The following is a 23371-nucleotide window of genomic DNA, read 5'->3' on the forward strand; positions in this document are numbered from 1 at the left end:
AGGGAAAGTTTCACCGTGACTGTCACGACTGACCTGGTGTCGTACGAGGACGCGCTCGCGTCGTACGACCCCGTCATGGGCCTCGAGGTCCATGTCGAACTCGGCACCAAGACCAAGATGTTCTGCGGCTGTTCGACCACGCTCGGCGCGGACGCCAACTCGCAGACCTGCCCGACCTGCCTCGGCCTGCCCGGCTCGCTGCCGGTGGTCAACGCGATCGGCGTCGAGTCGGCCATCAAGATCGGCCTCGCGCTGAACTGCTCGATCGCCGAGTGGTGCCGCTTCGCCCGGAAGAACTACTTCTATCCGGACATGCCGAAGAACTTCCAGACCTCCCAGTACGACGAGCCGATCGCCTTCGACGGCTACCTCGACGTGCAGCTGGAGGACGGCGAGGTCTTCCGCGTGGAGATCGAGCGGGCCCACATGGAGGAGGACACCGGCAAGTCGACGCACGTCGGCGGCGCCACCGGCCGTATCCACGGCGCGTCCCACTCCCTGCTCGACTACAACCGCGCGGGCATCCCGCTCATCGAGATCGTCACCAAGCCGATCGAGGGCGCGGGCGAGCGGGCCCCCGAGGTCGCCAAGGCGTACGTCGCGGAGCTGCGCGAGGTCATCAAGTCCCTGGACGTCTCCGAGGCGCGCATGGACAAGGGCCAGATGCGCTGCGACGTGAACCTGTCGCTGCGGCCCAACGGGACCAAGGAATTCGGCACGCGTTCCGAGACGAAGAACGTCAACTCGCTGCGCTCCGTGGAGCGGGCGGCGCGCTTCGAGATCCAGCGGCACGCGGCGGTGCTCTCCTCCGGCGGCACGATCGTGCAGGAGACCCGGCACTTCCACGAGGACGACGGCTCGACCACCTCGGGCCGCATCAAGGACAACGCCGAGGACTACCGGTACTTCCCGGAGCCCGACCTGGTCCCCGTCGCCCCGGCCCGTGAGTGGGTCGAGGAGCTGCGGGCGGGCCTGCCCGAGATGCCGCGCGTGCGCCGCAACCGGCTCCGCGAGGAGTGGGGCGTCACCGAGCACGACATGCAGTCGATGCTCAACGCCGGTGCGGTCGACCCGATCGTCGCCACGATCGACGCGGGCGCCCCGGCCGACCAGGCCCGCAAGTGGTGGATGGGCGAGCTGGCCCGTAACGCCAACGAGCAGGGCAAGGCGCTCGACGAGCTGTCGATCACGCCGGAGCAGGTCGCCCGGGTCACCGCGCTCGTCGCGGCCGGCGACCTCAACGACAAGCTGGCCCGCCAGGTCATCGAGGGCGTGCTCGCGGGGGAGGGCGACCCGGACGCCGTCGTCGAGAAGCGCGGCCTGAAGGTCGTCTCCGACGAGGGCGCGCTGACCGCCGCCGTCGAGGAGGCCATCGCCGGCAACCAGGCCATCGCGGACAAGATCCGTGGCGGCAAGGTGGCCGCGGCCGGCGCCCTGGTCGGCGCGGTCATGAAGGCCACCCGCGGTCAGGCCGACGCGGCCCGCGTCAAGGAGCTCATCCTGGAGAAGCTGGGCGTCGAGGGCTGACGCTCCGTTTCCTACGCTGACGAGGGCGGGACCGGAACTTCCGGTCCCGCCCTCGGCGTTCAGCTCCGGTTTGGACAACGCGGGCCGGTGCTTGGACCGTTCACCACCGGTACGGTCGTACGTCTTCCCTGATCCATCCGTGCTGCATAGCTTCCCGAGCGTCGATACGAACTCGGGAGGATCAGTTGGCCACGGACACTTCAGGCGCAGGGCTTTCGCGACGGCGGCTGCTCGCGCTCGGCGGCGGCGCGCTCGGCGTCGCCACGGCGGGCTCGCTGCTTCCGCCCTCGCTGCAGGCCGCCCTTGCCGCCGAGCCGCCCGCCGGCGGGCTGGAGGCGGTCAAGCACGTGGTGATCCTGATGCAGGAGAACCGGTCCTTCGACCACTACTTCGGCACCCTGCGCGGCGTACGCGGCTTCGGTGACCGCAACGCGATCCAACTGCCCGGCGGCAAGCCGGTGTTCGAGCAGCCCGCGCCGCTCGGCCGGACCGTGCTGCCGTTCCCGGTGCGCGCGGCGGCCGAGGCACAGCAGAAGGACCTGCAGTACATCGGCGACCTCGACCACTCCTGGTCGGGCGGCGCGAAGGCCTGGAACAAGGGCTGGATGGACAACTGGATCACCGTCAAGTCGGCGGCGACCATGGCGTACTACACGCGCGAGGACATTCCGCTGCAGTACGAGCTCGCGGACACCTTCACCGTCTGCGACGCCTACCACTCGTCGATCCACACCTCCACCAGCCCCAACCGCAACCACCTGTGGAGCGGCAAGACCGGCAACGAGGCGAACGGCAACCGCGCCGTCGGCAACGACGCCTACGCGGAGGGCACGCACCCCGGCTACGACTGGGGCACGTACGCCGAACGCCTGGAGAAGGCGGGGCGCAGCTGGCGCACGTACACCGAGTGGGAGAACTTCACCGACAACCAGATCGAGTTCTTCACCACCTTCAAGGCGATCGCCCGCAAGGTCCTCGCGAAGACCGAGCACACCTATATGGAGGCCTTCTACGCCAAGGTGCGTGAGGCGGCGAGCGACGCCGAGCGGGAGAAGCTGCTCGCCGTCCTCGAAGAGGGCGTGAAGTCCCTTGACGCGCGCGAGCGTTCGCTGTTCGAGCGGGCCCTGCGCCGGGTGCCGACCGGTGAGCTCGCCGACGAGTTCCGCCGGGACATCGCGGCGGGCAAGCTCCCCGAGGTGTCCTACCTGGTGCCGTCCGCGCTTGACTCCGAGCACCCCGGCTCGTCCTCGCCGATCCACAGCGCGACCCTGGTCTACAAGGTCCTCGACGCCCTCGCCTCGCACCCCGAGGTGTGGCGGCACACGGCCGTGTTCATCAACTACGACGAGAACGACGGCTTCTTCGACCACGTCCCGCCGCCCGTGCCGGCCGCCGACGTGGCCGACGAGCACTGGCAGGGGCAGCCCACCGGGCTCGGGATACGGGTGCCGATGCTGGTGGTGTCGCCGTGGACGGTCGGCGGCCATGTCACGTCCGAGGTCTTCGACCACACCTCCGTCATCCGCTTCCTTGAGCAGTGGACGGGTATCGAGGAGCCCAACATCAGCGCCTGGCGGCGGCAGGTCACCGGCGACCTGACCGGTGCCTTCGACTTCACGCGCGGCCGCCCGCAGCCGGAGGTCGAACAGCCCGGACCCGTGCCGCCGTTCACCGGCCGCTGGCGCCCCGAGCCGCCGCAGGACCAGAAGATGCCGGAGCAGGAGCCCGGCCGCCGGCCCGCACGCCCGCTGCCGTACCAGCCGGACGCGCACGGCCGGGTGAGCCGCGACGGCAAGCAGGTCGAGCTGACCCTGACCAACTCCGGCCGCTCCAGCGCGCACTTCGCGCTCTACCCGTACGCGGCGGAGTACGAGGTTCCGCAGCACCTCGATGTAAGGGGCTCCGCACCCTTGCGCGTGCCCCTTACCGAGGGCGCGTACCGCTTCACCGTGACCGGGCCCAACGGGTTCCGCCGCGAGTTCGCAGGGCGCGCCGACGGCTCGGCCGCCGTCACGACGAAGATCGACGCGTCCGCGCGCATCGTCAGCCTGACCCTGGGCAACACCGGCGGCGCCGACCTGACCACGAGAACGACGGCTTCTTCGACCACGTCCCGCCGCCCGTGCCGGCCGCCGACGTGGCCGACGAGCACTGGCAGGGGCAGCCCACCGGGCTCGGGATACGGGTGCCGATGCTGGTGGTGTCGCCGTGGACGGTCGGCGGCCATGTCACGTCCGAGGTCTTCGACCACACCTCCGTCATCCGCTTCCTTGAGCAGTGGACGGGTATCGAGGAGCCCAACATCAGCGCCTGGCGGCGGCAGGTCACCGGCGACCTGACCGGTGCCTTCGACTTCACGCGCGGCCGCCCGCAGCCGGAGGTCGAACAGCCCGGACCCGTGCCGCCGTTCACCGGCCGCTGGCGCCCCGAGCCGCCGCAGGACCAGAAGATGCCGGAGCAGGAGCCCGGCCGCCGGCCCGCACGCCCGCTGCCGTACCAGCCGGACGCGCACGGCCGGGTGAGCCGCGACGGCAAGCAGGTCGAGCTGACCCTGACCAACTCCGGCCGCTCCAGCGCGCACTTCGCGCTCTACCCGTACGCGGCGGAGTACGAGGTTCCGCAGCACCTCGATGTAAGGGGCTCCGCACCCTTGCGCGTGCCCCTTACCGAGGGCGCGTACCGCTTCACCGTGACCGGGCCCAACGGGTTCCGCCGCGAGTTCGCAGGGCGCGCCGACGGCTCGGCCGCCGTCACGACGAAGATCGACGCGTCCGCGCGCATCGTCAGCCTGACCCTGGGCAACACCGGCGGCGCCGACCTGACCTTCACGCTGCGCCCGCTCGCCTACACCGACGCCGCCCCGCGCACGGTCCGCGTACGGCCCGGCGCGAGCCGCACCGTCGCGTACGGGACGGACGAGGCGCACGGCTGGTACGACCTGGAGGTCGTGGCCGCGGGCGACGAACCGTTCCGGCGGCGGCTGATGGGGCACATCGAGAACGGCCGCGACAGCGTCTCCGGCTGACCCGCGCCCGTTTCGCCCGTGATGCGTGCGTCCCTTTCGTGGCCGTTCTCGCTTGTGAGGATGGCCACGAAAGGGGCAATCGATCACCACCAGCTGTCAGAGTGCTCCCTGTGCGACCGATGTCGGATATGTATCGGGTACGTGTTCTTTGCGGGTCTGTTCCCGATGAAGATCTACTGAACAACCAGGGAGCAGCTCAGTGGCAGCACTTGCTCGGTGGTGCATCAAGCACCGTCTCGTAGCCGTTCTGCTCTGGCTGCTCGCCCTCTTCGGCGTCGGCGCCGCGGCGGCCTTCGCCGGAACCGCGTACTCCAACAACTACGACGTCCCCGGCACCGAGTCGGGCCGCGCCACCGAGCTCCTGGAGTCCGGCTTCCCCGAACTGGCGGGCGACAGCAACACCGTCGTCTGGCACACCGACGACGGCACCGTGGACGCGGCCGGCGTCCAGCAGACCATGACCCGGACCCTCGACGAGATCGCGCGGCTGCCCGGGGTCGCCTCCGTCGTCAGCCCGTACCACGCCGACGGCGCCGGGCAGATCAGCCGCGACGGGCACACCGCGTACGCCACCGTCACCTTCGACGGGCCCGTCCACGACATCGAACCGGCCCAGGCCGAGGCCGTGGTCGACACCGCGCGTGCGGCCGATTCCGGCGATCTGACGGTGGCGCTCGGCGGCAGCGCCGTCGGCCTCACCGAGGCGCCCGGCGGACACCTCGCCGAAGCCGTGGGCGTCGCCGTCGCCGCGGTCGTCCTGCTCGTCGCCTTCGGCTCCCTCGCCGCCAGCCTGCTGCCCATCGCGACGGCCCTGGTCAGCGTCGGCACCGCGTACGCGGGCACCGTCCTGCTGGGCCACCTCATGACGGTCGCCGACTTCGCGCCCATGCTGGGCATGCTCATCGGGCTCGGCGTCGGCATCGACTACGCGCTGTTCATCGTGACCAGGCACCGCCGCGGCCTCAAACGCGGGCTCTCCGTGGCCGAGGCGGCGCAGAACGCGGTCGCCACCACCGGCCGTGCCGTCGTCTTCGCGGGCGCCACCGTGTGCATCGCCCTGCTCGGCATGCTCATCCTGCGCCTGAACTTCCTCAACGGCGTCGCGATCGCCGCGTCCCTCACCGTCGTGCTGACCGTGGCCGCGTCCGTGACGCTGCTGCCCGCGCTGCTCTCCCTCATCGGCATGCGCGCCCTGTCCCGCCGCGAGCGCCGCGCCCTCGCCGAGCACGGGCCGCAGCCCGAGCTGCCGACCGGGCTCGCCGCCCGCTGGTCCGCGTTCGTGGAGAAGCACCCGAAGCTGCTCGGCGTCCTCGCGCTCGTCGTGATCACGGTCCTCGCCCTGCCCACGCTCTCCCTCCGCCTCGGCACCTCCGACCAGGGCAACAACCCGACGACCTCGACCACCCGGCAGGCGTACGACCTCCTCGCGGGCGACGCCGGCGCGGGCGCCAACGGGGCAGGCTCGGGCTTCGGGCCCGGCGTGAACGGGCCGCTCACCCTCGTCGCCGAGATCCACGACGCCGAGGACAAGGCCGCCCTCGACCAGCTTCCGGCCACCCTGCGCGGCACGGACGGCGTCGCGACGGTCACCCCGGTGACGTACGACGAGCGCGGCGAGGTCGGCTTCCTCACCGTCGTGCCCGACTCCGCGCCGCAGTCCGAGGCCACCAGCGACCTCGTCGACCGGCTGCGCGGCGAGGTGCTGCCGGAGGCGCGCGCCGAGTCGGGCGCCGCGCTCGACGTCCACGTCGGCGGCGTCACCGCGGGCTACGACGACTTCGCCGACGTCATCGTCGGCAAGCTGCCGCTCTTCGTCGGCGTGGTGATCGGGCTCGGCTGTCTGCTGCTCCTGCTCGCCTTCCGGTCCGTGGGTATCCCGCTGAAGGCCGCCGCGATGAACGTGGCCGCGGTCGCCGCCGCGTTCGGCGTCGTCGTCGCGATCTTCCAGTGGGGCTGGGGCAGCGAACTCCTCGGCCTCGGCGCCGCGGGCCCGATCGAGCCCTTCCTCCCGGTGATCATGGTCTCGGTGCTCTTCGGGCTCTCGATGGACTACCAGGTGTTCCTGGTCAGCCGGATGTACGAGGAGTGGCTGGAGACCGGCGACAACAGGCGGGCGGTCCGGGTCGGGCTCGCCGAGACCAGCCGGGTCATCAACTCCGCCGCCGTGATCATGATTTCGGTCTTCCTGGCCTTCGTGCTCAGCGGCGACCGGGTCATCGCGATGTTCGGCATCGCCCTCGCGGCCGCCGTCGCGCTCGACGCGTTCGTCCTGCGCACTTTGCTCGTCCCCGCCCTCATGCACATGCTCGGCGGCGCCAACTGGTGGCTGCCGCGCTGCCTCGACCGCTGGCTCCCGCGCATCAGCATCGAGCCGCCGGAGTCCGGTGTGGCTGTGGCCGCCATACCTGCACAGCGGGCAGAGCCGGAGGCGGCCGCGGACAACGACGAGGGGCGCGACGAGGAAGCGGGCCGGGCGTCGGGCTCTGTGCGTTGAGGAAGCGCGTCGGGTGTCCGGTGCTGTGCGTTGAGGAAGCGTGTCGGGTGTCCGGTGCTGTGCGTTCAGGAAGCACCTCTGCGCGTTAAGAAAGCTCTCAGACGCGGCACCTAGCGTGCCCAAGATGAGCACAGAGACGAAGACAGCACGGGGCAGCACGAAGCCCGCCGTCGAGTCCGACGAGGCCGTGGAAGCGGTGGAGCCGGACGACGCGGTGGCGACCGAGGAGACGGTTTCCGCCGAGGCGCGGTCCGAGACGAGGACCGAGGCCGAGGCCGCGGCAGACGCTGCCGAGCTCGACGGGGACCTCGACGCCGACGCCGACGCCGACGCCGACGCCGACGCCGAACTCGAATCCGACGCCGACCTCGACCCCGTACCGCAGGACAAGCCCCACGGCGTGGGCCAGGGAGCCGCGGCCGTCGTCGCCGCCGGGCTCGGTGTCGTGTCCCTGACCGGGAGTTGGGTGGGCACGGTGGCCGCCGCCCGCTCCAACCTCGTCGGCCAGCTGCAGACCGCGCAGACCGCAGGCGTCGCCGATCAGATCCAGGCGCTCTACGGCGACCAGTGGCACCTCACCGCGCTGATCGGCGGTGCGTTCGCACTGCTCGCCGTGGTCGTCGGCCTCGCGGCCCTGGCCCGGCCCGCGTTCGGCGCGCCCGGCCGGGCACAGGCTCCGTGGATCAAGTCGGTGGCCTGGGCGGGCGTCGGGCTCGGCGTGATCGGGCTGCTGCTCGCCGTCGCCAAGTACACGGATCTCATCCTCGGACTGCCCTCAGCTTCCTGACCTGGGCCTGCCCTGAGGACCAGGCCCCCTGAAGGCCAGGTTCCGCCCCCTGAGGATCAGGGCCTCGGACCGCGTAAGTCCCCTCCTCGCGCGGTCCGAGGCCCTTCCCGCCGGTGACCCGGGGCCTGACGGGCCGCGAGCGGGACGTGCTGCGGCTGGTCGCGCTGGGCCGGGCGCAGCAACCGGCTGACAGCCGAGGAGCTGTTCATCTCGCGAGCGGCGAGCCTCACTTCACGTCGAGGCGCAGCACCCTGTCGTCGCCCTTCTCCGGCTCGCCCCGGGTGTCGGTCTCGCTCGTCACCAGCCACAGCTTCGCGCCGCCCTCGGCGACGACCGTGCGCAGCCGCCCGTACTTCCCGGTCAGGAAGGCCTGCGGCTCGGCCGCGGCTTTCGTGCCGTCGAGGGGGATGCGCCAGAGCCGCTCGCCGCGCAGGCCGGCCATCCAGATCGAGCCCTCGGCCCACGCGATGCCGCTGGGCGAGGCCTCGTCGGTCCGCCACTGCGCGACCGGATTCACGTACTTCGACGCGTCGTCCCCGTCGCCCCTGCCCTCGACCTCGGGCCAGCCATAGTTCCCGCCGGGCTTGATCAGGTTCAGCTCGTCCCAGGTGTGCTGCCCGAACTCGGCCGCCCACAGCCGCTGTTGCTCGTCCCAGGCGAGGCCCTGCACATTGCGGTGGCCGTACGAGTAGACGAGGGAGCCGGCCTCGGGGTTGCCCGGGGCGGGCCGGCCGTCCGGCGTCATCCGCAGGATCTTGCCGCCGAGGGACTCCTTGTCCTGGGCGAGGCCGGTGTCCCCGGTCTCGCCGGTGCCCGCGTACAGCATCTTGTCCGGGCCGAACGCGATCCGGCCGCCGTTGTGGATCGTGCCCTTCGGGATGCCGCGAAGCACCGTGTCGGGGGCGCCGAGCTGCTCGCCCGCGGGCTTCTTCTCGTCGTACAGCATGCGGGCGATGCGGTTGTCGGACGCGGTGGTGAAGTACGCGTACACCATGCGGTCCGTGCCGTGGTCGGGGGAGATCGCGAGGCCGAGGAGGCCGCCCTCGCCGCCCGGGGCGACGCCCGGCACGGAGCCGAGCTCGGTCTTCTCGCCGCTCTTGCCGTCGACGCGGGTGATCGTGCCCTCGTCACGGGACGACACGAGCAGGTCCCCGCCCGGCAGCGCCGCAAGTCCCCACGGCGACTTCAGGTTCTCGGTGAGCGTCCCGGTCACCTTCACCGCGCCCTTGTCGGGCGGTACGGACGCGTCGCCGCGCTGCGAAGGCGAGGCCTTGCCGCCGGGGCTCGCCTCGCCGCTCGCCGCCGTGCCCCGCTCGCGCCCCGGGCCGCCGCCGGCCTCCTCCCCGCCGCCGGAGCAGCCGGTCAGGAGCAGGGCGGAGAGGGCCAACACGGCCGCCACAGCTGGTCGTTGCACGGCAGGCATCCCTTCGACGGCGACGGCTTCACCCGTCCACGTTCACCCGTTCACACTCACCTGTTCATACACCGCAGCAGCCGCGGAAGTTCCCCGCAACAGCAATCACGTACGGCGACCCGACCGGGGCACTCCGCGACGCCGCGCGAGCCGAGGGCTACTCCCAGGAGTCCACGGCCACCGGCAGCTCCGCCAGCTCCGCCAGGTCGCGGTCCGTCAGGCGCAGCTCGGCCGCCGCCGCGTTCTCCGTCGCCCACCGCGCGCGCTTCGTCCCCGGTACGGGCACCACGTGCGGGCCACGCGTGAGCAGCCAGGCGAGCGCCACCTGGGCCGGGGTGACCTCCGGGCCGTGGCGCTCCGCGACGCGGCGCAGACCCACCACGATCGACTGGTTCGACGCCATCGTCTCGGCCGTGAACCGCGGGTGCCGGGCCCGCAGATCGTCGGGTTCGAAACCCTGACCGGGCGTCAGCGTGCCGGTCAGGAAGCCGTTGCCCAGGGGCATCGCCGCGAGCAGCCCGACGCCGCGCGCCTCGCACCAGGGCAGCAGCGTGTCCAGGGCCTCCGGCGACCACACCGAGAGCTCCGCCTGGACCGCGCTCACCGGGAACACCTGCTGGACCCGCTCCAGCTGCCGGATCGTTCCTTCGTACAGCGCCGCTCCGGGCCCGCGCCCCCGTGAGCCCCGCCGGCGCCCCGCCGCGGGAGTGTTGCGCTGTGCGCTTCGCTGCGCCCGCGCGCCCACCGCGCACAGCCCGAGCGTGCGCACCTTGCCCGCGGTGACGAGCTCCGCCATCGCGCCCCAGGTCTCCTCGATCGGCACCTCGGGGTCGGAGCGGTGCAGCTGGTAGAGGTCGATCACATCGGTCTGCAGGCGGCGGAGCGACGCGTCGCAGGCGCGCTTCACATAGCCGGGCCGCCCGTTGGCCACGATGTGCTGCTCGCCCACGAGGAGCCCGCACTTGGTCGACACGAACGCGTCCCCGCGCCGCTCCTTCAGGACCCGGCCGACGAGCAGCTCGTTGGTGAACGGCCCGTACATGTCCGCCGTGTCCAGGAGGCTCACACCGGCGTCGAGCGCGGCGTGCACCGTACGCAGCGACTCGTCCCCCCGCTGCTGCGAGCCGGTGTAGGCCCAGCTCATCGGCATGCAGCCGAGGCCGACCGCGCCCACATCGAGCGCCCCCGCGCCGATCGTCCTGCGCTCCACCTGCCCGTTCCTCCCCACGATACGAACCGCGCCCCAAACTAACGTCTGTGTCGGCGGGCACCGCGCTCAGCCCGACCCTGACCGCCCGAAACCGCCCACCACGCGCGCGTGCCGCGCCCCGAACGCGCCCGCTGCACGCACCTGTGCCGGTCCCCGAAACCGCCCACCACGCGCGCGTACCGCATGGCGAACACGTCATCCCGCCGTACGGGAACGGAAGTTAGCCTCCTGGCATGACCGCACGAGACGTATGGATCCCCTTCGCGCCCGACACCGTGCCCGGCCTGCCCGACGGCTTCGACTACCGAGTCTGGGACGGCGAGGACGCCTACCCGGCCGACCCGGCCGACTGCGCGTTCTACGTCGTGCCGTACATGAAGACGGCCGATGTCTGCGTCCGCCCGCTCTCCGCGATGACGTCCGTACAGGTCGTGCAGACCCTCACCGCCGGCATGGACCACATCCTGCCCGGCGCCCCGGACCTGGGCCCCGGCGTCCGGCTGTGCAACGCGCGCGGTGTGCACGAGGCGTCCACCGCCGAGCTGGCCCTCGCCCTGATCCTGGCCTCGCTGCGCGGCATCCCCGGCTTCGTCGAGGGACAGCGCAAGGAGGAGTGGCGCTCCGGCTTCTACCCGGCCCTGGCCGACAAATCGGTGCTCATCGTGGGGTACGGGTCGATCGGCGCCGCCGTCGAGGACAGGCTCGCTCCCTTCGAGTGCGCGCGGGTGGTGCGCCTCGCGCGCTCCGCCCGTACGACGGAGCGCGGCCCCGTGCATCCGTTCGTCGAACTGCCCGCCCTGCTCCCGGAGGCGGACGTGGTGATCCTCTGCACGCCCCTCACCGAGGGGACCAGGGGCCTCGTGGACGCGAAGTTCCTGGCCGGGATGCGGGACGGCGCGCTCCTCGTGAACGTCGCCCGCGGCCCGGTCGTCGACACCGGGGCGCTCCTGGCCGAACTGGAGAGCGGCCGGATCAGCGCGGCGCTCGACGTCACCGACCCGGAACCGCTGCCGGCCGGGCACCCGCTGTGGCATGCTCCGAAGCTTCTGGTGAGCCCGCACGTCGGCGGCAGCAGCTCGGCCTTCCTGCCGCGCGCAAAGCGGCTGCTGGCACGGCAGTTGAACCGGTTCGCCGTCGGTGATCCCGTGGACAACGTCGTACACACCACCAAATAAACGCCTCAACCAGGCCATTCCTCAAGGCTGTTGCGCACGCTCCGCCATCGCCCGCGTGCGCCCCGTGCTTGCATCACCGCAGGTGGTCACGGAGCGTAGAGAGACTATGTCCCTGAGTGACGAGACTGGTGTATCGTCCCGACAGGGGCTGCGCCAGGCAGAGTTCGGCGCCGGGGAGACAGCAGAGGACGAGGGGGGCGAGTGGCGATGCACGGCCGATGGACGAACACTCCGACGCGGCGAGGCCGCCGACGGCGGCTGCCGCACGTGCCGCTGCCCGCGAGCGACCGCAGGGCGCTCCGCGGCGGAACACCACGAGCGCGAGCGCCGTACGCCCGAGCGCTGCGCGGCAGGACCGCTCCGGCCGGGGACGCGAAGGCCCGGTGGCCCCGCCCGAGGTGGGTGGCCCGGTGAACGCGCCGGGAGCATGGCAGGCCCACCTCCTCGCCCCGCGCCGCAGCCAGCTGAACCAGCTGCTGTTCGCGGGCGTCTGCGCGGCCTACGCGGCCGGCTCGGCCTTCGGCTGGGGCTCGGTCCGACTCTCGTACGTCATGGGCGACTTCGGCCTCAGCGCTGCCGCCGCGACGGCCGCCGTCTCGTGCGTCCTCTACGCCCGCAGCAGGCGCAGCCGCTTCCGGCCCGCGTGGCTGCTGTTCGGCCTCTCCTCCGCGATGGCCGCCCTCGGCAACGCCGTCTGGGGCTGGTACGAAGTGGTGCTCCAGCGCCCCGTGCCCAGCCCGAGCCTCGCCGACCTGTTCTTCCTGTGCTTCGCGCCGCCCGCCATCGTCGGGCTGCTCGTGCTCGCCAAACGGCCCGTCACGCGCGCCGGCTGGGTCTGCCTCGGCCTCGACTCCTGGCTGATCGGCGGCTCGCTCCTGACCCTCGCGTGGAGCCTGGCCCTCGCGCACACCGCCGAGTTCGGCGACCTCAGCGTCTCGCACGCCGCGCTGTCGCTCGCGTACCCGCTGCTCGACATCGCGCTCGTCAGCATGGTCCTCGCGCTGCACTTCCGGCGCTCCGCGACCAACCGCTCCGCGGTGAACACCGCGATCGCCGCGATAGCCCTGACCGTGATGTGCGACGCCCTGTTCACCTCCCCGCTCCTGCGGGAGTCGTACCGCTCGGGCCAGATCCTCGACGCCGGCTGGTTCGCGGGCTCCCTGCTCCTCGCGTACGCCCCGTGGGTCACCTCCCGCGAGCAGGCCGCGAGCGAACCGGCGCCCGAGACCGGCCCCGAGGCGAGACGCGCGGTCGACGCGGCCGGGCTGCGGCACGCCGCCGGGCGCGGGCCGCGCCCCATCGCCGGCTCGCTCGCCGCGCTCACGCCCTATCTGGCCGCCGCCGTCTGCACGTTGGGGATCCTCTACAACACCCTCAACGGCCGCAGCGTCGACCGCGTCGTGCTCTTCACCGCCTGCACGGTGGTCCTCGCCCTGGTCGTCCGCCAGGCGATCATGCTGCTCGACAACATCACGCTCACCCAGGAACTCGCCCAGAAGGAGAACCACTTCCGCTCCCTGGTGCAGGGCTCCAGCGACGTGATCATGATCGCCGCCCCGAACGGCATCCTGCGGTACGTCAGCCCGGCCGCCGCCGGAGTCTGGGGCCGGGACGCCGACGAACTGGTCGGCTCCGAGCTGGCGACGCTGATCCACCCCGCCGACCTCGGCCGCGTCGTCCACGAGATCCGCCGCTTCCTCGCCGTACGGCCACAGGACGAGCCCACCACGCGCATCGAATGCCGCTTCCGCTCCGGCAACGGCACCTGGCTGAACGTGGAGTCGACCGTCAACAGACACCACGGCGGCCTCATCTTCAACAGCCGTGACGTGACCGAACGGGTGCGCCTCCAGGCCCAGTTGCAGCACAACGCCGAGCACGACCCGCTCACCGACCTGCCCAACCGCGCCCTGTTCACCAAGCGCGTCGCCGGCGCTCTCGGCGGCAGACGCATCGGGGACCGCGGCACCGCCGTGCTCTTCATCGACCTCGACGGCTTCAAGGGCGTCAACGACACCATCGGCCACCAGGCCGGCGACGAACTCCTCGTCCAGGCCGCCCGCAGACTGGCCGAATCCGTGCGCTCCGGGGACACCGCGGCCCGCCTCGGCGGCGACGAGTTCGCCGCGCTCATCGTCGGCGACGGCGACCGGGACCGCGCCGCCCGCGAGCGGATCATCCACGAGCTCGCGGACCGCCTGCGCGTCCGCCTCTCCGACCCGTACGTGATCGACGGGCGGGACGTGCGCGTGGCCGCCTCCATCGGCGTCTCCTTCGCCGAACCGGGCGTCACCGCGGGGGAGTTGCTGCGCAACGCCGACCTCGCGATGTACCGCGCCAAGGCCGCGGGCAAGGGCCGTGTCGTCCTCTACGCGCCCCAGATGCAGGCCGAGGTGGTCCGCAAGGCGGAGCTGGCCACCCGGCTGCGCAGCGCGCTGCACGAGGGCGAGTTCGTGCTCCTGCACCAGCCCGTGGTGACCCTCGACTCCGGGGACGTCACCGGAGTCGCCGCACAGGCCAGATGGCGCTCGGCCCAGGGACTCCTGTTCACCCCGGCGGAGTTCCTGCGCGTCGCCGACGACCAGGACCGCGCGGCCGAGCTGGGCCGCTGGCTCCTGGAGGAGGCCGTCGAGCAGGCCGCCGAGCGCGGCCGCGCCGGGCACGCCGTCCCCGTGACCGTCCGGATGGGCGCCCAGCGCCTCCTCGACCGCTCCATGCCCCTCGGCTCCGTGGAGGCGCTCCTGACGCGGTACGGGCTGCCCTCCGGCGCCCTCGTCATCGAGCTGGCCGAGAGCGACCCGCGCACGCCCCTCGACGAGCTCGAGCGGCGCCTGGCCGCGCTGCGCCGCCTCGGCGTCCGCATCGCCCTGGACGGCCTCGGCACCGGCCACGCCGCGATCAACGCACTGCGCCGACTCCCCGTGGACGTACTGAAACTGGACCGCTCCCTGGTCGAGGGGGTGGTCGAATCGGCCAGACTCCACAAGATCACCAGCGGTCTGCTGCGCATCGCGGGCGACCTCGGCCTGCAGTCCGTGGCCGACGGAGTGGACCTGCCCGAGCAGGTCGTGGCCCTGCGCGAGATGGGCTGTACGCACGGCCAGGGCATGGCCTTCTCCGGACCCGTGGACGAGTACCGGCTGCGCCGGGCGCTCGCCGGCGGGGACTATCCGCTGCCGCAGGGCCCGGCCGAGCCGGTCTTCGTGGGCGGGGCGGTGATCGGCGCTACCAGAGACACCCGACTCCGCTCACATAATGAGACTGCCGTCCCACCCACTTGACAGTCCCCTGCGGTGAGGGGGAAGGTCAGTGCCATGCGCACCCGAATTCTCGTACTTGGAAAGCGCGTCGGCTAAGGCTGAGCCTGCGGACACCGCAGAGATCTCAGCGCTACGGCACCGACGCGCTCCCCTCGCTTGCCTCCGGGCACGAGGGGTTTTTTGTTGCACTGGCACCGCCCCGCATCACCGTAGAAACTCTCGCAAAACACCCTCTTAGCTCCCGAGAAGAGAAGCCGATGACCGAGCAGGCCACCGGGTCCCATCCGCAGCCGCGGCCCCGACCCTCTGGACAGCAGACCGCCCCCGCAGAGCAGCTGACGGGCGCGCAGTCCCTCATTCGTTCTCTCGAGGAAGTCGGGGCCGAGACGGTATTCGGCATCCCGGGCGGCGCGATCATGCCGGCGTACGACCCGCTGATGGACTCCACCAAGGTCCGTCACATCCTGGTCCGCCACGAGCAGGGCGCGGGCCACGCGGCCACCGGTTACGCCCAGGCCACCGGCAAGGTCGGCGTCTGCATGGCGACCTCCGGCCCCGGCGCGACCAACCTGGTCACGCCCATCGCCGACGCGCACATGGACTCCGTGCCGCTCGTCGCGATCACCGGCCAGGTCGCCTCCAAGGCCATCGGCACGGACGCCTTCCAGGAGGCGGACATCGTCGGCATCACCATGCCGATCACCAAGCACAACTTCCTCGTCACCAGGGCCGAGGACATCCCGAGGACGATCGCCGAGGCCTTCCACATCGCCTCCACCGGCCGTCCCGGCCCGGTCCTGGTCGACATCGCCAAGGACGCGCTGCAGGCGAAGACCACCTTCAGCTGGCCGCCGCAGACCGACCTGCCGGGCTACCGGCCGGTGACCAAGCCGCACGCCAAGCAGATCCGCGAGGCCGCCAAGCTGATCACCCAGGCCAAGCGGCCCGTCCTCTACGTCGGCGGCGGTGTCCTCAAGGCACACGCCACCGCCGAGCTGAAGGTCCTCGCCGAACTCACCCGGGCGCCCGTCACCACCACCCTGATGGCGCTCGGCGCGTTCCCCGACAGCCACCCGCTGCACGTGGGAATGCCGGGCATGCACGGTGCGGTCACCGCCGTCACCGCGCTGCAGAAGGCCGACCTGATCGTCGCCCTCGGAGCCCGCTTCGACGACCGCGTCACCGGCAAGCTCGACTCCTTCGCCCCGCACGCGAAGGTCGTGCACGCCGACATCGACCCCGCGGAGATCGGCAAGAACCGCACCGCCGACGTCCCGATCGTGGGCGACGCCCGCGAGGTCATCGCCGACCTGGTCCAGGCCGTGCAGGCCGAGACCGCCGACGGCAACGCCGGCGAGGCCGCCAAGGACGGGTACGCCGCCTGGTGGGACCTGCTCAACAAGTGGCGCGAGACCTACCCGCTCAGCTACGACCTGCCCGCGGACGGCAGCCTCGCCCCGCAGCAGGTCATCCAGCGGATCGGCCAACTCGCCCCGGAGGGCACGGTGTTCGCGGCCGGCGTCGGCCAGCACCAGATGTGGGCCGCGCACTTCATCGACTACGAGAAGCCCGCGACCTGGCTCAACTCCGGCGGCGCCGGAACGATGGGCTACGCGGTCCCGGCCGCCATGGGCGCCAAGGCCGGCAAGCCCGAGGCCCCGGTGTGGGCCATCGACGGCGACGGCTGCTTCCAGATGACCAACCAGGAACTGACCACCTGCGCCCTGAACAACATCCCGATCAAGGTCGCGGTCATCAACAACGGCGCCCTCGGCATGGTCCGCCAGTGGCAGAACCTGTTCTACGACGGCCGGTACTCCAACACCGTGCTGCACGCCGAGGAGACCGGCCACGAGAACACCGGCTCCCAGGTCGGCGCCAGCCAGGCCGCCCGCAAGGGCACCCGCGTCCCAGACTTCGTGAAGCTGTCCGAGGCCATGGGCTGTGTGGCGCTGCGCTGCGAGGACCCGGCCGACCTCGACAAGGTCATCGCCGAGGCCAACGCCATCAACGACCGCCCCGTCGTCGTCGACTTCATCGTCCACGAGGACGCCCAGGTCTGGCCGATGGTCGCCGCCGGCACCTCCAACGACGAGGTCATGGCCGCCCGGGGCGTCCGCCCCGACTTCGGCGACATGGCCGACGACTGAGAACTGAGAGAGACGAAGGAACAGACACCATGTCCAAGCACACGCTCTCCGTTCTCGTCGAGAACACCCCCGGCATCCTCGCCCGGATCGCCGCCCTGTTCTCGCGCCGCGGCTTCAACATCGACTCGCTCGCGGTCGGCGTCACCGAGCACCCCGACATCTCCCGCATCACCATCGTGGTGAACGTCGAGGACCTCCCCCTCGAACAGGTCACCAAGCAGCTGAACAAGCTCGTCAACGTCCTGAAGATCGTGGAGCTCGAGCCCGGCCAGGCCGTCCAGCGCGAGCTGGTCCTCGCCAAGGTCCGCGCCGACAACGAGACCCGGTCGCAGATCGTCGAGATCGTCCAGCTGTTCCGCGCCAAGACCGTGGACGTCTCGCCCGAGGCGGTCACCATCGAGGCCACCGGATCCAGCGACAAGCTGGAGGCGATGCTCAAGATGCTGGAGCCCTTCGGCATCAAGGAACTCGTCCAGTCCGGCACGATCGCCATCGGCCGCGGCTCGCGCTCCATCACGGACCGCTCGCTGCGCGCCCTCGACCGCTCCGCCTGAGCGCCGCGCGCCCCGACGCGCACCTCTCGGATACCGAGACCCGACAACCTCCCAACCCCCGCCCGCCGTACGGTGGGAAGCACCACCAGCACACATAGGAGATTTCCAGTGGCCGAGCTGTTCTACGACAACGACGCGGACCTGTCCATCATCCAGGGCCGCAAGGTCGCGGTCATCGGTTACGGCAGCCAGGGCCACGCCCACGCGCTGTCCCTGCGCGACTCGGGCGTCGACGTCCGCGTCGGCCTGCACGAGGGCTCGAAGTCCAAGGCCAAGGCCGAGGAGCAGGGCCTGCGCGTGGTCACCCCGTCGGAGGCCGCCGCCGAGGCCGACGTCATCATGATCCTCGTCCCGGACCCGATCCAGGCCCAGGTCTACGAGGAGCACATCGCCCCGAACCTGAAGGACGGCGACGCCCTGTTCTTCGGCCACGGCCTGAACATCCGCTACGGCTTCATCAAGCCCCCGGCCGGCGTCGACGTCTGCATGGTCGCCCCGAAGGGTCCGGGCCACCTGGTCCGCCGCCAGTACGAGGAGGGCCGCGGCGTTCCGTGCATCGCCGCCGTCGAGCAGGACGCGACCGGCAACGGCTTCGCCCTCGCCCTGTCGTACGCGAAGGGCATCGGCGGCACCCGCGCCGGCGTCATCAAGACGACCTTCACCGAGGAGACCGAGACCGACCTGTTCGGCGAGCAGGCCGTCCTCTGCGGTGGTACGGCCGCGCTGGTCAAGGCCGGTTTCGAGACCCTGACCGAGGCCGGCTACCAGCCGGAGATCGCGTACTTCGAGTGCCTGCACGAGCTGAAGCTCATCGTGGACCTCATGTACGAGGGCGGCCTGGAGAAGATGCGCTGGTCCATCTCCGAGACCGCCGAGTGGGGCGACTACGTCACCGGCCCGCGCATCATCACGGACGCCACCAAGGCCGAGATGAAGAAGGTCCTCGCGGAGATCCAGGACGGCACCTTCGCCAAGAACTGGATGGACGAGTACCACGGCGGTCTGAAGAAGTACAACGAGTACAAGACCGCGGACTCCGAGCACCTCCTGGAGACCACCGGCAAGGAGCTGCGCAAGCTCATGAGCTGGGTGAACGAAGAGGCCTGAGCCTCGACCGACAGGGCCGGAGCAGCTCGCTCCGGCCCTGTCGTCCAGCCCGTCAGACACAGATGGGTGATCTCTGCCGTAGAGGCGCAAGACCACCTCCAGAGCGGCACTAGACTGCCGTACTACATACGCGTCAGGCCCACAGCGTCGTGCGTCTTCCACGCGGCTCCCGCGACACCGGAGAACCTCAGGCACGCCCCCGCGCCGCCCGGCACGCACTCTCGCCGCACCGGCCAAAGGCCCAAGTAGCTCCGCTACGAGGACCTTCGTCCGGCACACCGAGAGCACGCACCGAACGACGCAGGACCGCACCCGAAGTTCACCGGCGCCGCTCCCCTCCGCCTGCGGCCGTCGGGACGGCCGTCCGCAATGGACATGTGAGGACACACGTGAGCTCGAACCCTGCCAAACCCGTCGTACTCATCGCCGAAGAGCTGTCGCCCGCGACCGTGGACGCGCTGGGTCCGGACTTCGAGATCCGGCACTGCAACGGCGCCGACCGCGCCGAGCTGATCCCCGCGATCGCCGATGTCGACGCGATCCTGGTCCGCTCCGCCACCAAGGTGGACGCCGAGGCCATCGCCGCCGCCGGCAAGCTCAAGGTCGTCGCCCGCGCCGGTGTCGGCCTGGACAACGTGGACGTCTCCGCCGCCACCAAGGCCGGCGTGATGGTCGTCAACGCCCCGACGTCCAACATCGTCACCGCCGCCGAGCTGGCCTGCGGCCTCCTCGTCGCCACCGCGCGGAACATCCCGCAGGCCAACACCGCGCTGAAGAACGGCGAGTGGAAGCGCTCCAAGTACACGGGTGTCGAGCTCGCGGAGAAGACCCTCGGCGTCGTCGGCCTCGGCCGCATCGGCGTCCTGGTCGCCCAGCGCATGTCCGCCTTCGGCATGAAGGTCGTCGCGTACGACCCGTACGTACAGCCGGCGCGGGCCGCGCAGATGGGCGTCAAGCTCCTCACGCTCGACGAGCTCCTCGAGGTCTCCGACTTCATCACCGTGCACCTGCCCAAGACGCCCGAGACCCTCGGTCTCATCGGCGACGAGGCGCTGCACAAGGTCAAGCCGAGCGTCCGCATCGTGAACGCCGCGCGCGGCGGGATCGTCGACGAGGAGGCGCTGTTCTCCGCCCTCAAGGAGGGCCGCGTCGCCGGCGCCGGCCTGGACGTGTACGCCAAGGAGCCGTGCACGGACTCGCCGCTCTTCGAGTTCGACCAGGTCGTCTGCACCCCGCACCTCGGCGCCTCCACGGACGAGGCGCAGGAGAAGGCGGGCATCGCCGTCGCCAAGTCGGTGCGCCTCGCGCTCGCCGGCGAGCTGGTGCCGGACGCGGTGAACGTCCAGGGCGGTGTCATCGCCGAGGACGTGCGCCCCGGCCTGCCGCTCGCCGAGAAGCTCGGCCGCATCTTCACCGCGCTCGCCAGCGAGGTCGCCGTCCGCCTGGACGTCGAGGTCTGCGGCGAGATCACCCAGCACGACGTCAAGGTGCTCGAACTCTCCGCGCTCAAGGGCGTGTTCGAGGACGTCGTCGACGAGACGGTGTCGTACGTGAACGCCCCGCTGTTCGCGCAGGAGCGCGGCGTCGAGGTGCGGCTCACGACCACGTCCGAGTCGCCCGACCACCGCAACGTCGTGACGGTGCGCGGCACGCTGTCCGGCGGCGAGGAGATCGCGGTCTCCGGCACGCTTGCCGGCCCCAAGCACCTGCAGAAGATCGTCGCGATCGGCGAGCACGACATCGACCTGGCGCTGGCCGACCACATGGTGGTCCTGCGGTACGCGGACCGTCCCGGCGTCGTCGGCACGGTCGGCCGGGTCCTCGGTGAGGGCGGGCTGAACATCGCGGGCATGCAGGTGTCGCGTGCGGCGGCGGGTGGCGAGGCACTTGCGGTCCTCACCGTCGACGACACGGTTCCGGCGCAGGTCCTGACGGAGCTGGCGGCGGAGATCGGCGCGACGTCGGCTCGCTCGGTCAACCTCTCGGAGTAGTACGGGAGTTGGCGGGGCCCGGGGCGCGGTTGCTGCGCCTTGGGCCCCGCTTTTTTTCTTCCCTCCCCGCCCCTTCCCGAAAGTCCTCGCCGGACGGCTACCGGGGCTGCTGCCCCTGGCCCCTCTCCCGGGGCTGCCGCCCCTGGACCCCGCTGTCTTTCGGCTGCCGCGCCGTCGTGGCTAGTCGCGCAGTTCCCCGCGCCCCTTAAAAACCCGTCCCACTCCGGCAGATCCAGCCCCTCCGGCGTTTGAGGAGCGGGGGGCTGGGGGCGGAGCCCCCAGGAGCTGTCCGCAGGACTTTCGGGAAGGGGCGGGGAGGGGAAATTACAGGCGGGACGCCTTCAGGGCCATGTGCAGCAGCAAGCGGTCCTCGCCGCCGTCCAGGTCCAGGCCGGTGAGCTGCTCCACGCGCGACAGCCGGTAGTACAGCGTCTGACGGTGGATGCCGAGGGCCGTCGCCGTGCGCCCCGCCTGGCCCGCCTGGTCGAGGAACACCTCGGCGGTGCGGGCGAGTTCGGGCCGGGTGAGCAGCTGGGCCACCACCGGATCGTGCGCGGCCTCCGCCGGCAGCGAGGTGAGCAGCCGGTACGGCCCCAACTCGGCCCACTCCGCGATCCGTTCGGCCTCGCCCGCCGCCCCGCCGGGGCCCATGCTCGCCGCCGCCCGCCGGGCCGCCGCCGCACGCGCCGCAGCCGTGGCCTCCAGCCAGGCGGCGGGCAGTTCGGCAAGGCCCCGCCGGGCCGCCGCGATCCCCGCCGTGCCCGCCCCGCCCACCGTGTCGAGCAGCCGCGTGGCCGCCGTACGGGCCGGCCCGAGCACCTCCGCGGAGCGCAGCCGCACCAGCGCCGCCAGGTTCTGCGGGGCCGCCGCCTCCCCGGGAGGTCCCGGCACCGTGCACACCGAGACCGTGCCCGCCACACGCCGCGCCCCCGGGGTCGCCGACGCCGGCCACGGCGAGACGCACACCAGGGCGTGCAGCTCCTCGGCCGCCGCACCGAGCGCGTCCCGCAGCGCCGTAGTCGCCGCCTCGCGCTGCCAACCCGCCGGGGCGGTGAGCAGCGCACCCAGCTCGCGGGCCACGTCGTCGCCCGCCGAGGCCTCCGCCGCGAGCAGCACCCCGATCCGCTCCGTCACCTGGAGGGCCGCGTCCAGTTGGGCGGCGGAAGGTCCCGGCTCGGAGTCCAGCAGCCAGACGTACCCGTGCACGACGCCCCGGTGGCGTACCGGCAGACAGATCCGGGCGCGCAGCACGCCCGCGTCCGGGGCCGCCGGGATCCGCACCGGGCCCTCGGCGCGGGTGATGCCGAAGCCCTCGAACCAGGCCCGCACGGCCGCCGTCGACTTCCGGGTCAGGATCGAGCGCGTACGCACCGGATCGAGGTCCAGCTCGTCCATGCCGTCGCTGTCCTGCGCGCCGAACGCGATCAGCTCGAAATCCCGGTTCTCCAAGGTTGCGGGGGCGCCGAGCAGCGCGGAGATCTCATCGACCAGGTCCTGGTAATCGCCCTTCACGAGGGCCATTGTGCGGCACCCGGAAGCCCGTCCCATACAGATGTCTGAGATGCAGGGCACGGATGCGTGACACCTGTCGATGGTTCACGATCGGAGCGAACCTTAGGTTTCACGGTGGTTCCCCCTGCCGCTCCCTTTCGGTCACCGACCGCTTCGGAGCCGCTCCCTTCACATCCGTCCTGGAGGTGCCCCGTGCTGGCTCCCGTGATTCTCGCCGCGTCGCGCAGCGACAAGATGCGCCGCTTCGTGTCGGCCGCCCCGGGCACCAAGCAGGTCGTCGAACGGTTCATCCCCGGTGAGACCGTCGACCAGGTCGTGCCGGTCGTCGAGGACGCCGTCGCCAAGGGCCTCGAAGTGACCCTGGACGTCGTCGGCGAGGACATCACCACGCCCGAGCAGGCCGCCGCCGCCCGGGACGCGTACCTCGACCTGATCGCGCACCTGAAGGACCTCGGCCTCGGCACCAAGGCCGAGATGTCCGTGAAGCTTTCGATGTTCGGCCAGGCGCTGGAAGGCGGCCACGAGCTGGCGCTCGCCAACGTGCGCCCCGTCGTCGAGGCCGCCGCCGCCATCGGCACCACCGTCACCCTCGACGCCGAGGACCACACCACCCTCGACTCGATGTTCGCCATCCACGACGAGCTGCGGAAGGACTTCCCGCAGACCGGCTGCGTCATCCAGGCCTACCTGTTCCGCACCGAGGACGACGCCCGCCGCCTCGCCGCGAACGGCAGCCGCGTCCGGATCGTCAAGGGCGCCTACAAGGAGCCCGCCGAGGTCGCGTACCAGGACAAGGCGGAGATCGACAAGGCGTACGTCCGCATCACCCGCATCCTCATGGAGGGTTCCGGGTATCCGATGATCGGGTCCCACGACCCGCGCCTCATCGCCATCAGCCAGGAGCTCGCCCGCCGCGCCGGCCGCAAGCTCGACGAATACGAGTTCCAGATGCTGTACGGCATCCGCAGCGAGGAGCACGTCCGCCTGGCCGCCGAGGGACACCGCATGCGCGTCTACACCGCCTACGGCACCGACTGGTACGGCTACTTCATGCGGCGCCTCGCGGAGAAGCCGGCCAACCTGCTCTTCTTCGCCCGCTCGACGCTCACCAAGAACTGAGCGGTTGTTGTCGCCGCCCGGGTGTCCGGGGAGCGACAACAACCGC

The 23371-nt window shown here is 71.5% G+C and carries 14 protein-coding genes and 1 pseudogene; 12 read left to right on the forward strand and 3 right to left on the reverse strand.

Annotated features, from left to right (window positions below):
- Positions 1–15: 15 nt before the first annotated feature.
- From gatB to QIS96_RS32195, 5 genes and pseudogenes are all read left to right on the forward strand, one after another.
- Entirely contained in the window at positions 16–1527 is a 1512-nt protein-coding gene (gene gatB, locus QIS96_RS32175) for an Asp-tRNA(Asn)/Glu-tRNA(Gln) amidotransferase subunit GatB (RefSeq protein WP_282546371.1), read from the forward strand.
- Positions 1528–1712: 185 nt separating this feature from the next.
- A pseudogene (locus tag QIS96_RS32180) lies at positions 1713–3611 on the forward strand (phosphocholine-specific phospholipase C); the annotation flags it as partial.
- Between the two features lie 53 nt (positions 3612–3664).
- Entirely contained in the window at positions 3665–4552 is an 888-nt protein-coding gene (locus tag QIS96_RS32185; protein WP_282546372.1) for a phospholipase domain-containing protein, read from the forward strand.
- Positions 4553–4751: 199 nt separating this feature from the next.
- Positions 4752–7046 carry an MMPL family transporter gene (locus QIS96_RS32190; RefSeq protein ID WP_282546373.1) on the forward strand — a complete coding sequence of 765 codons (2295 nt, stop codon included), beginning with the start codon at positions 4752–4754 and terminating at the stop codon, positions 7044–7046.
- A 124-nt stretch (positions 7047–7170) separates the two neighbouring features.
- Complete coding sequence (locus QIS96_RS32195) at positions 7171–7833, forward strand: hypothetical protein (RefSeq protein WP_282546374.1); 663 nt, start codon at positions 7171–7173, stop codon at positions 7831–7833.
- A gap of 226 nt (positions 7834–8059) precedes the next feature.
- On the opposite strand, the gene QIS96_RS32200 is transcribed toward QIS96_RS32195, so the two are convergent.
- Both QIS96_RS32200 and QIS96_RS32205 read right to left on the reverse strand, forming a co-directional pair.
- On the reverse strand, positions 8060–9256 hold the full coding sequence (locus tag QIS96_RS32200) for a PQQ-dependent sugar dehydrogenase (RefSeq protein ID WP_282546375.1): 1197 nt from the start codon (positions 9254–9256) through the stop codon (positions 8060–8062).
- A gap of 148 nt (positions 9257–9404) precedes the next feature.
- On the reverse strand, positions 9405–10457 hold the full coding sequence (locus QIS96_RS32205; RefSeq protein WP_282546376.1) for an aldo/keto reductase: 1053 nt from the start codon (positions 10455–10457) through the stop codon (positions 9405–9407).
- 233 nt (positions 10458–10690) lie between these two features.
- Here QIS96_RS32205 and QIS96_RS32210 point away from each other — a divergent pair, with 233 nt between their 5' ends.
- The 6 genes from QIS96_RS32210 (at position 10691) to serA (ending at position 20694) form a co-directional block, all read left to right on the forward strand.
- Positions 10691–11632 carry a 2-hydroxyacid dehydrogenase gene (locus QIS96_RS32210; RefSeq protein WP_282546377.1) on the forward strand — a complete coding sequence of 314 codons (942 nt, stop codon included), beginning with the start codon at positions 10691–10693 and terminating at the stop codon, positions 11630–11632.
- Positions 11633–11850: 218 nt separating this feature from the next.
- Entirely contained in the window at positions 11851–14913 is a 3063-nt protein-coding gene (locus tag QIS96_RS32215) for a putative bifunctional diguanylate cyclase/phosphodiesterase (protein ID WP_282546378.1), read from the forward strand.
- 236 nt (positions 14914–15149) lie between these two features.
- Positions 15150–17042, forward strand: a complete 1893-nt coding sequence (locus tag QIS96_RS32220; protein ID WP_282546379.1) for an acetolactate synthase large subunit — start codon at positions 15150–15152, stop codon at positions 17040–17042.
- 29 nt (positions 17043–17071) lie between these two features.
- Positions 17072–17596, forward strand: a complete 525-nt coding sequence (gene ilvN, locus QIS96_RS32225; protein ID WP_282546380.1) for an acetolactate synthase small subunit — start codon at positions 17072–17074, stop codon at positions 17594–17596.
- Positions 17597–17704: 108 nt separating this feature from the next.
- On the forward strand, positions 17705–18703 hold the full coding sequence (ilvC, locus tag QIS96_RS32230; protein WP_282546381.1) for a ketol-acid reductoisomerase: 999 nt from the start codon (positions 17705–17707) through the stop codon (positions 18701–18703).
- A gap of 389 nt (positions 18704–19092) precedes the next feature.
- Complete coding sequence (gene serA / locus QIS96_RS32235; protein WP_282546382.1) at positions 19093–20694, forward strand: phosphoglycerate dehydrogenase; 1602 nt, start codon at positions 19093–19095, stop codon at positions 20692–20694.
- Positions 20695–21018: 324 nt separating this feature from the next.
- Here serA and QIS96_RS32240 read toward each other — a convergent pair whose 3' ends face one another.
- Positions 21019–22215, reverse strand: a complete 1197-nt coding sequence (locus tag QIS96_RS32240; RefSeq protein ID WP_282546383.1) for a helix-turn-helix domain-containing protein — start codon at positions 22213–22215, stop codon at positions 21019–21021.
- Positions 22216–22398: 183 nt separating this feature from the next.
- On the opposite strand from QIS96_RS32240, the gene QIS96_RS32245 reads away from it, so the two are divergent.
- The gene (locus QIS96_RS32245) at positions 22399–23325 is read left to right on the forward strand and encodes a proline dehydrogenase family protein (protein WP_282546384.1); all 927 of its coding nucleotides are present in this window, start codon (positions 22399–22401) and stop codon (positions 23323–23325) included.
- The last annotated feature ends 46 nt before the right edge of the window (positions 23326–23371 follow it).

This window comes from Streptomyces cavernicola (assembly GCF_029968035.1).
GTDB lineage: Bacteria > Actinomycetota > Actinomycetes > Streptomycetales > Streptomycetaceae > Streptomyces > Streptomyces cavernicola.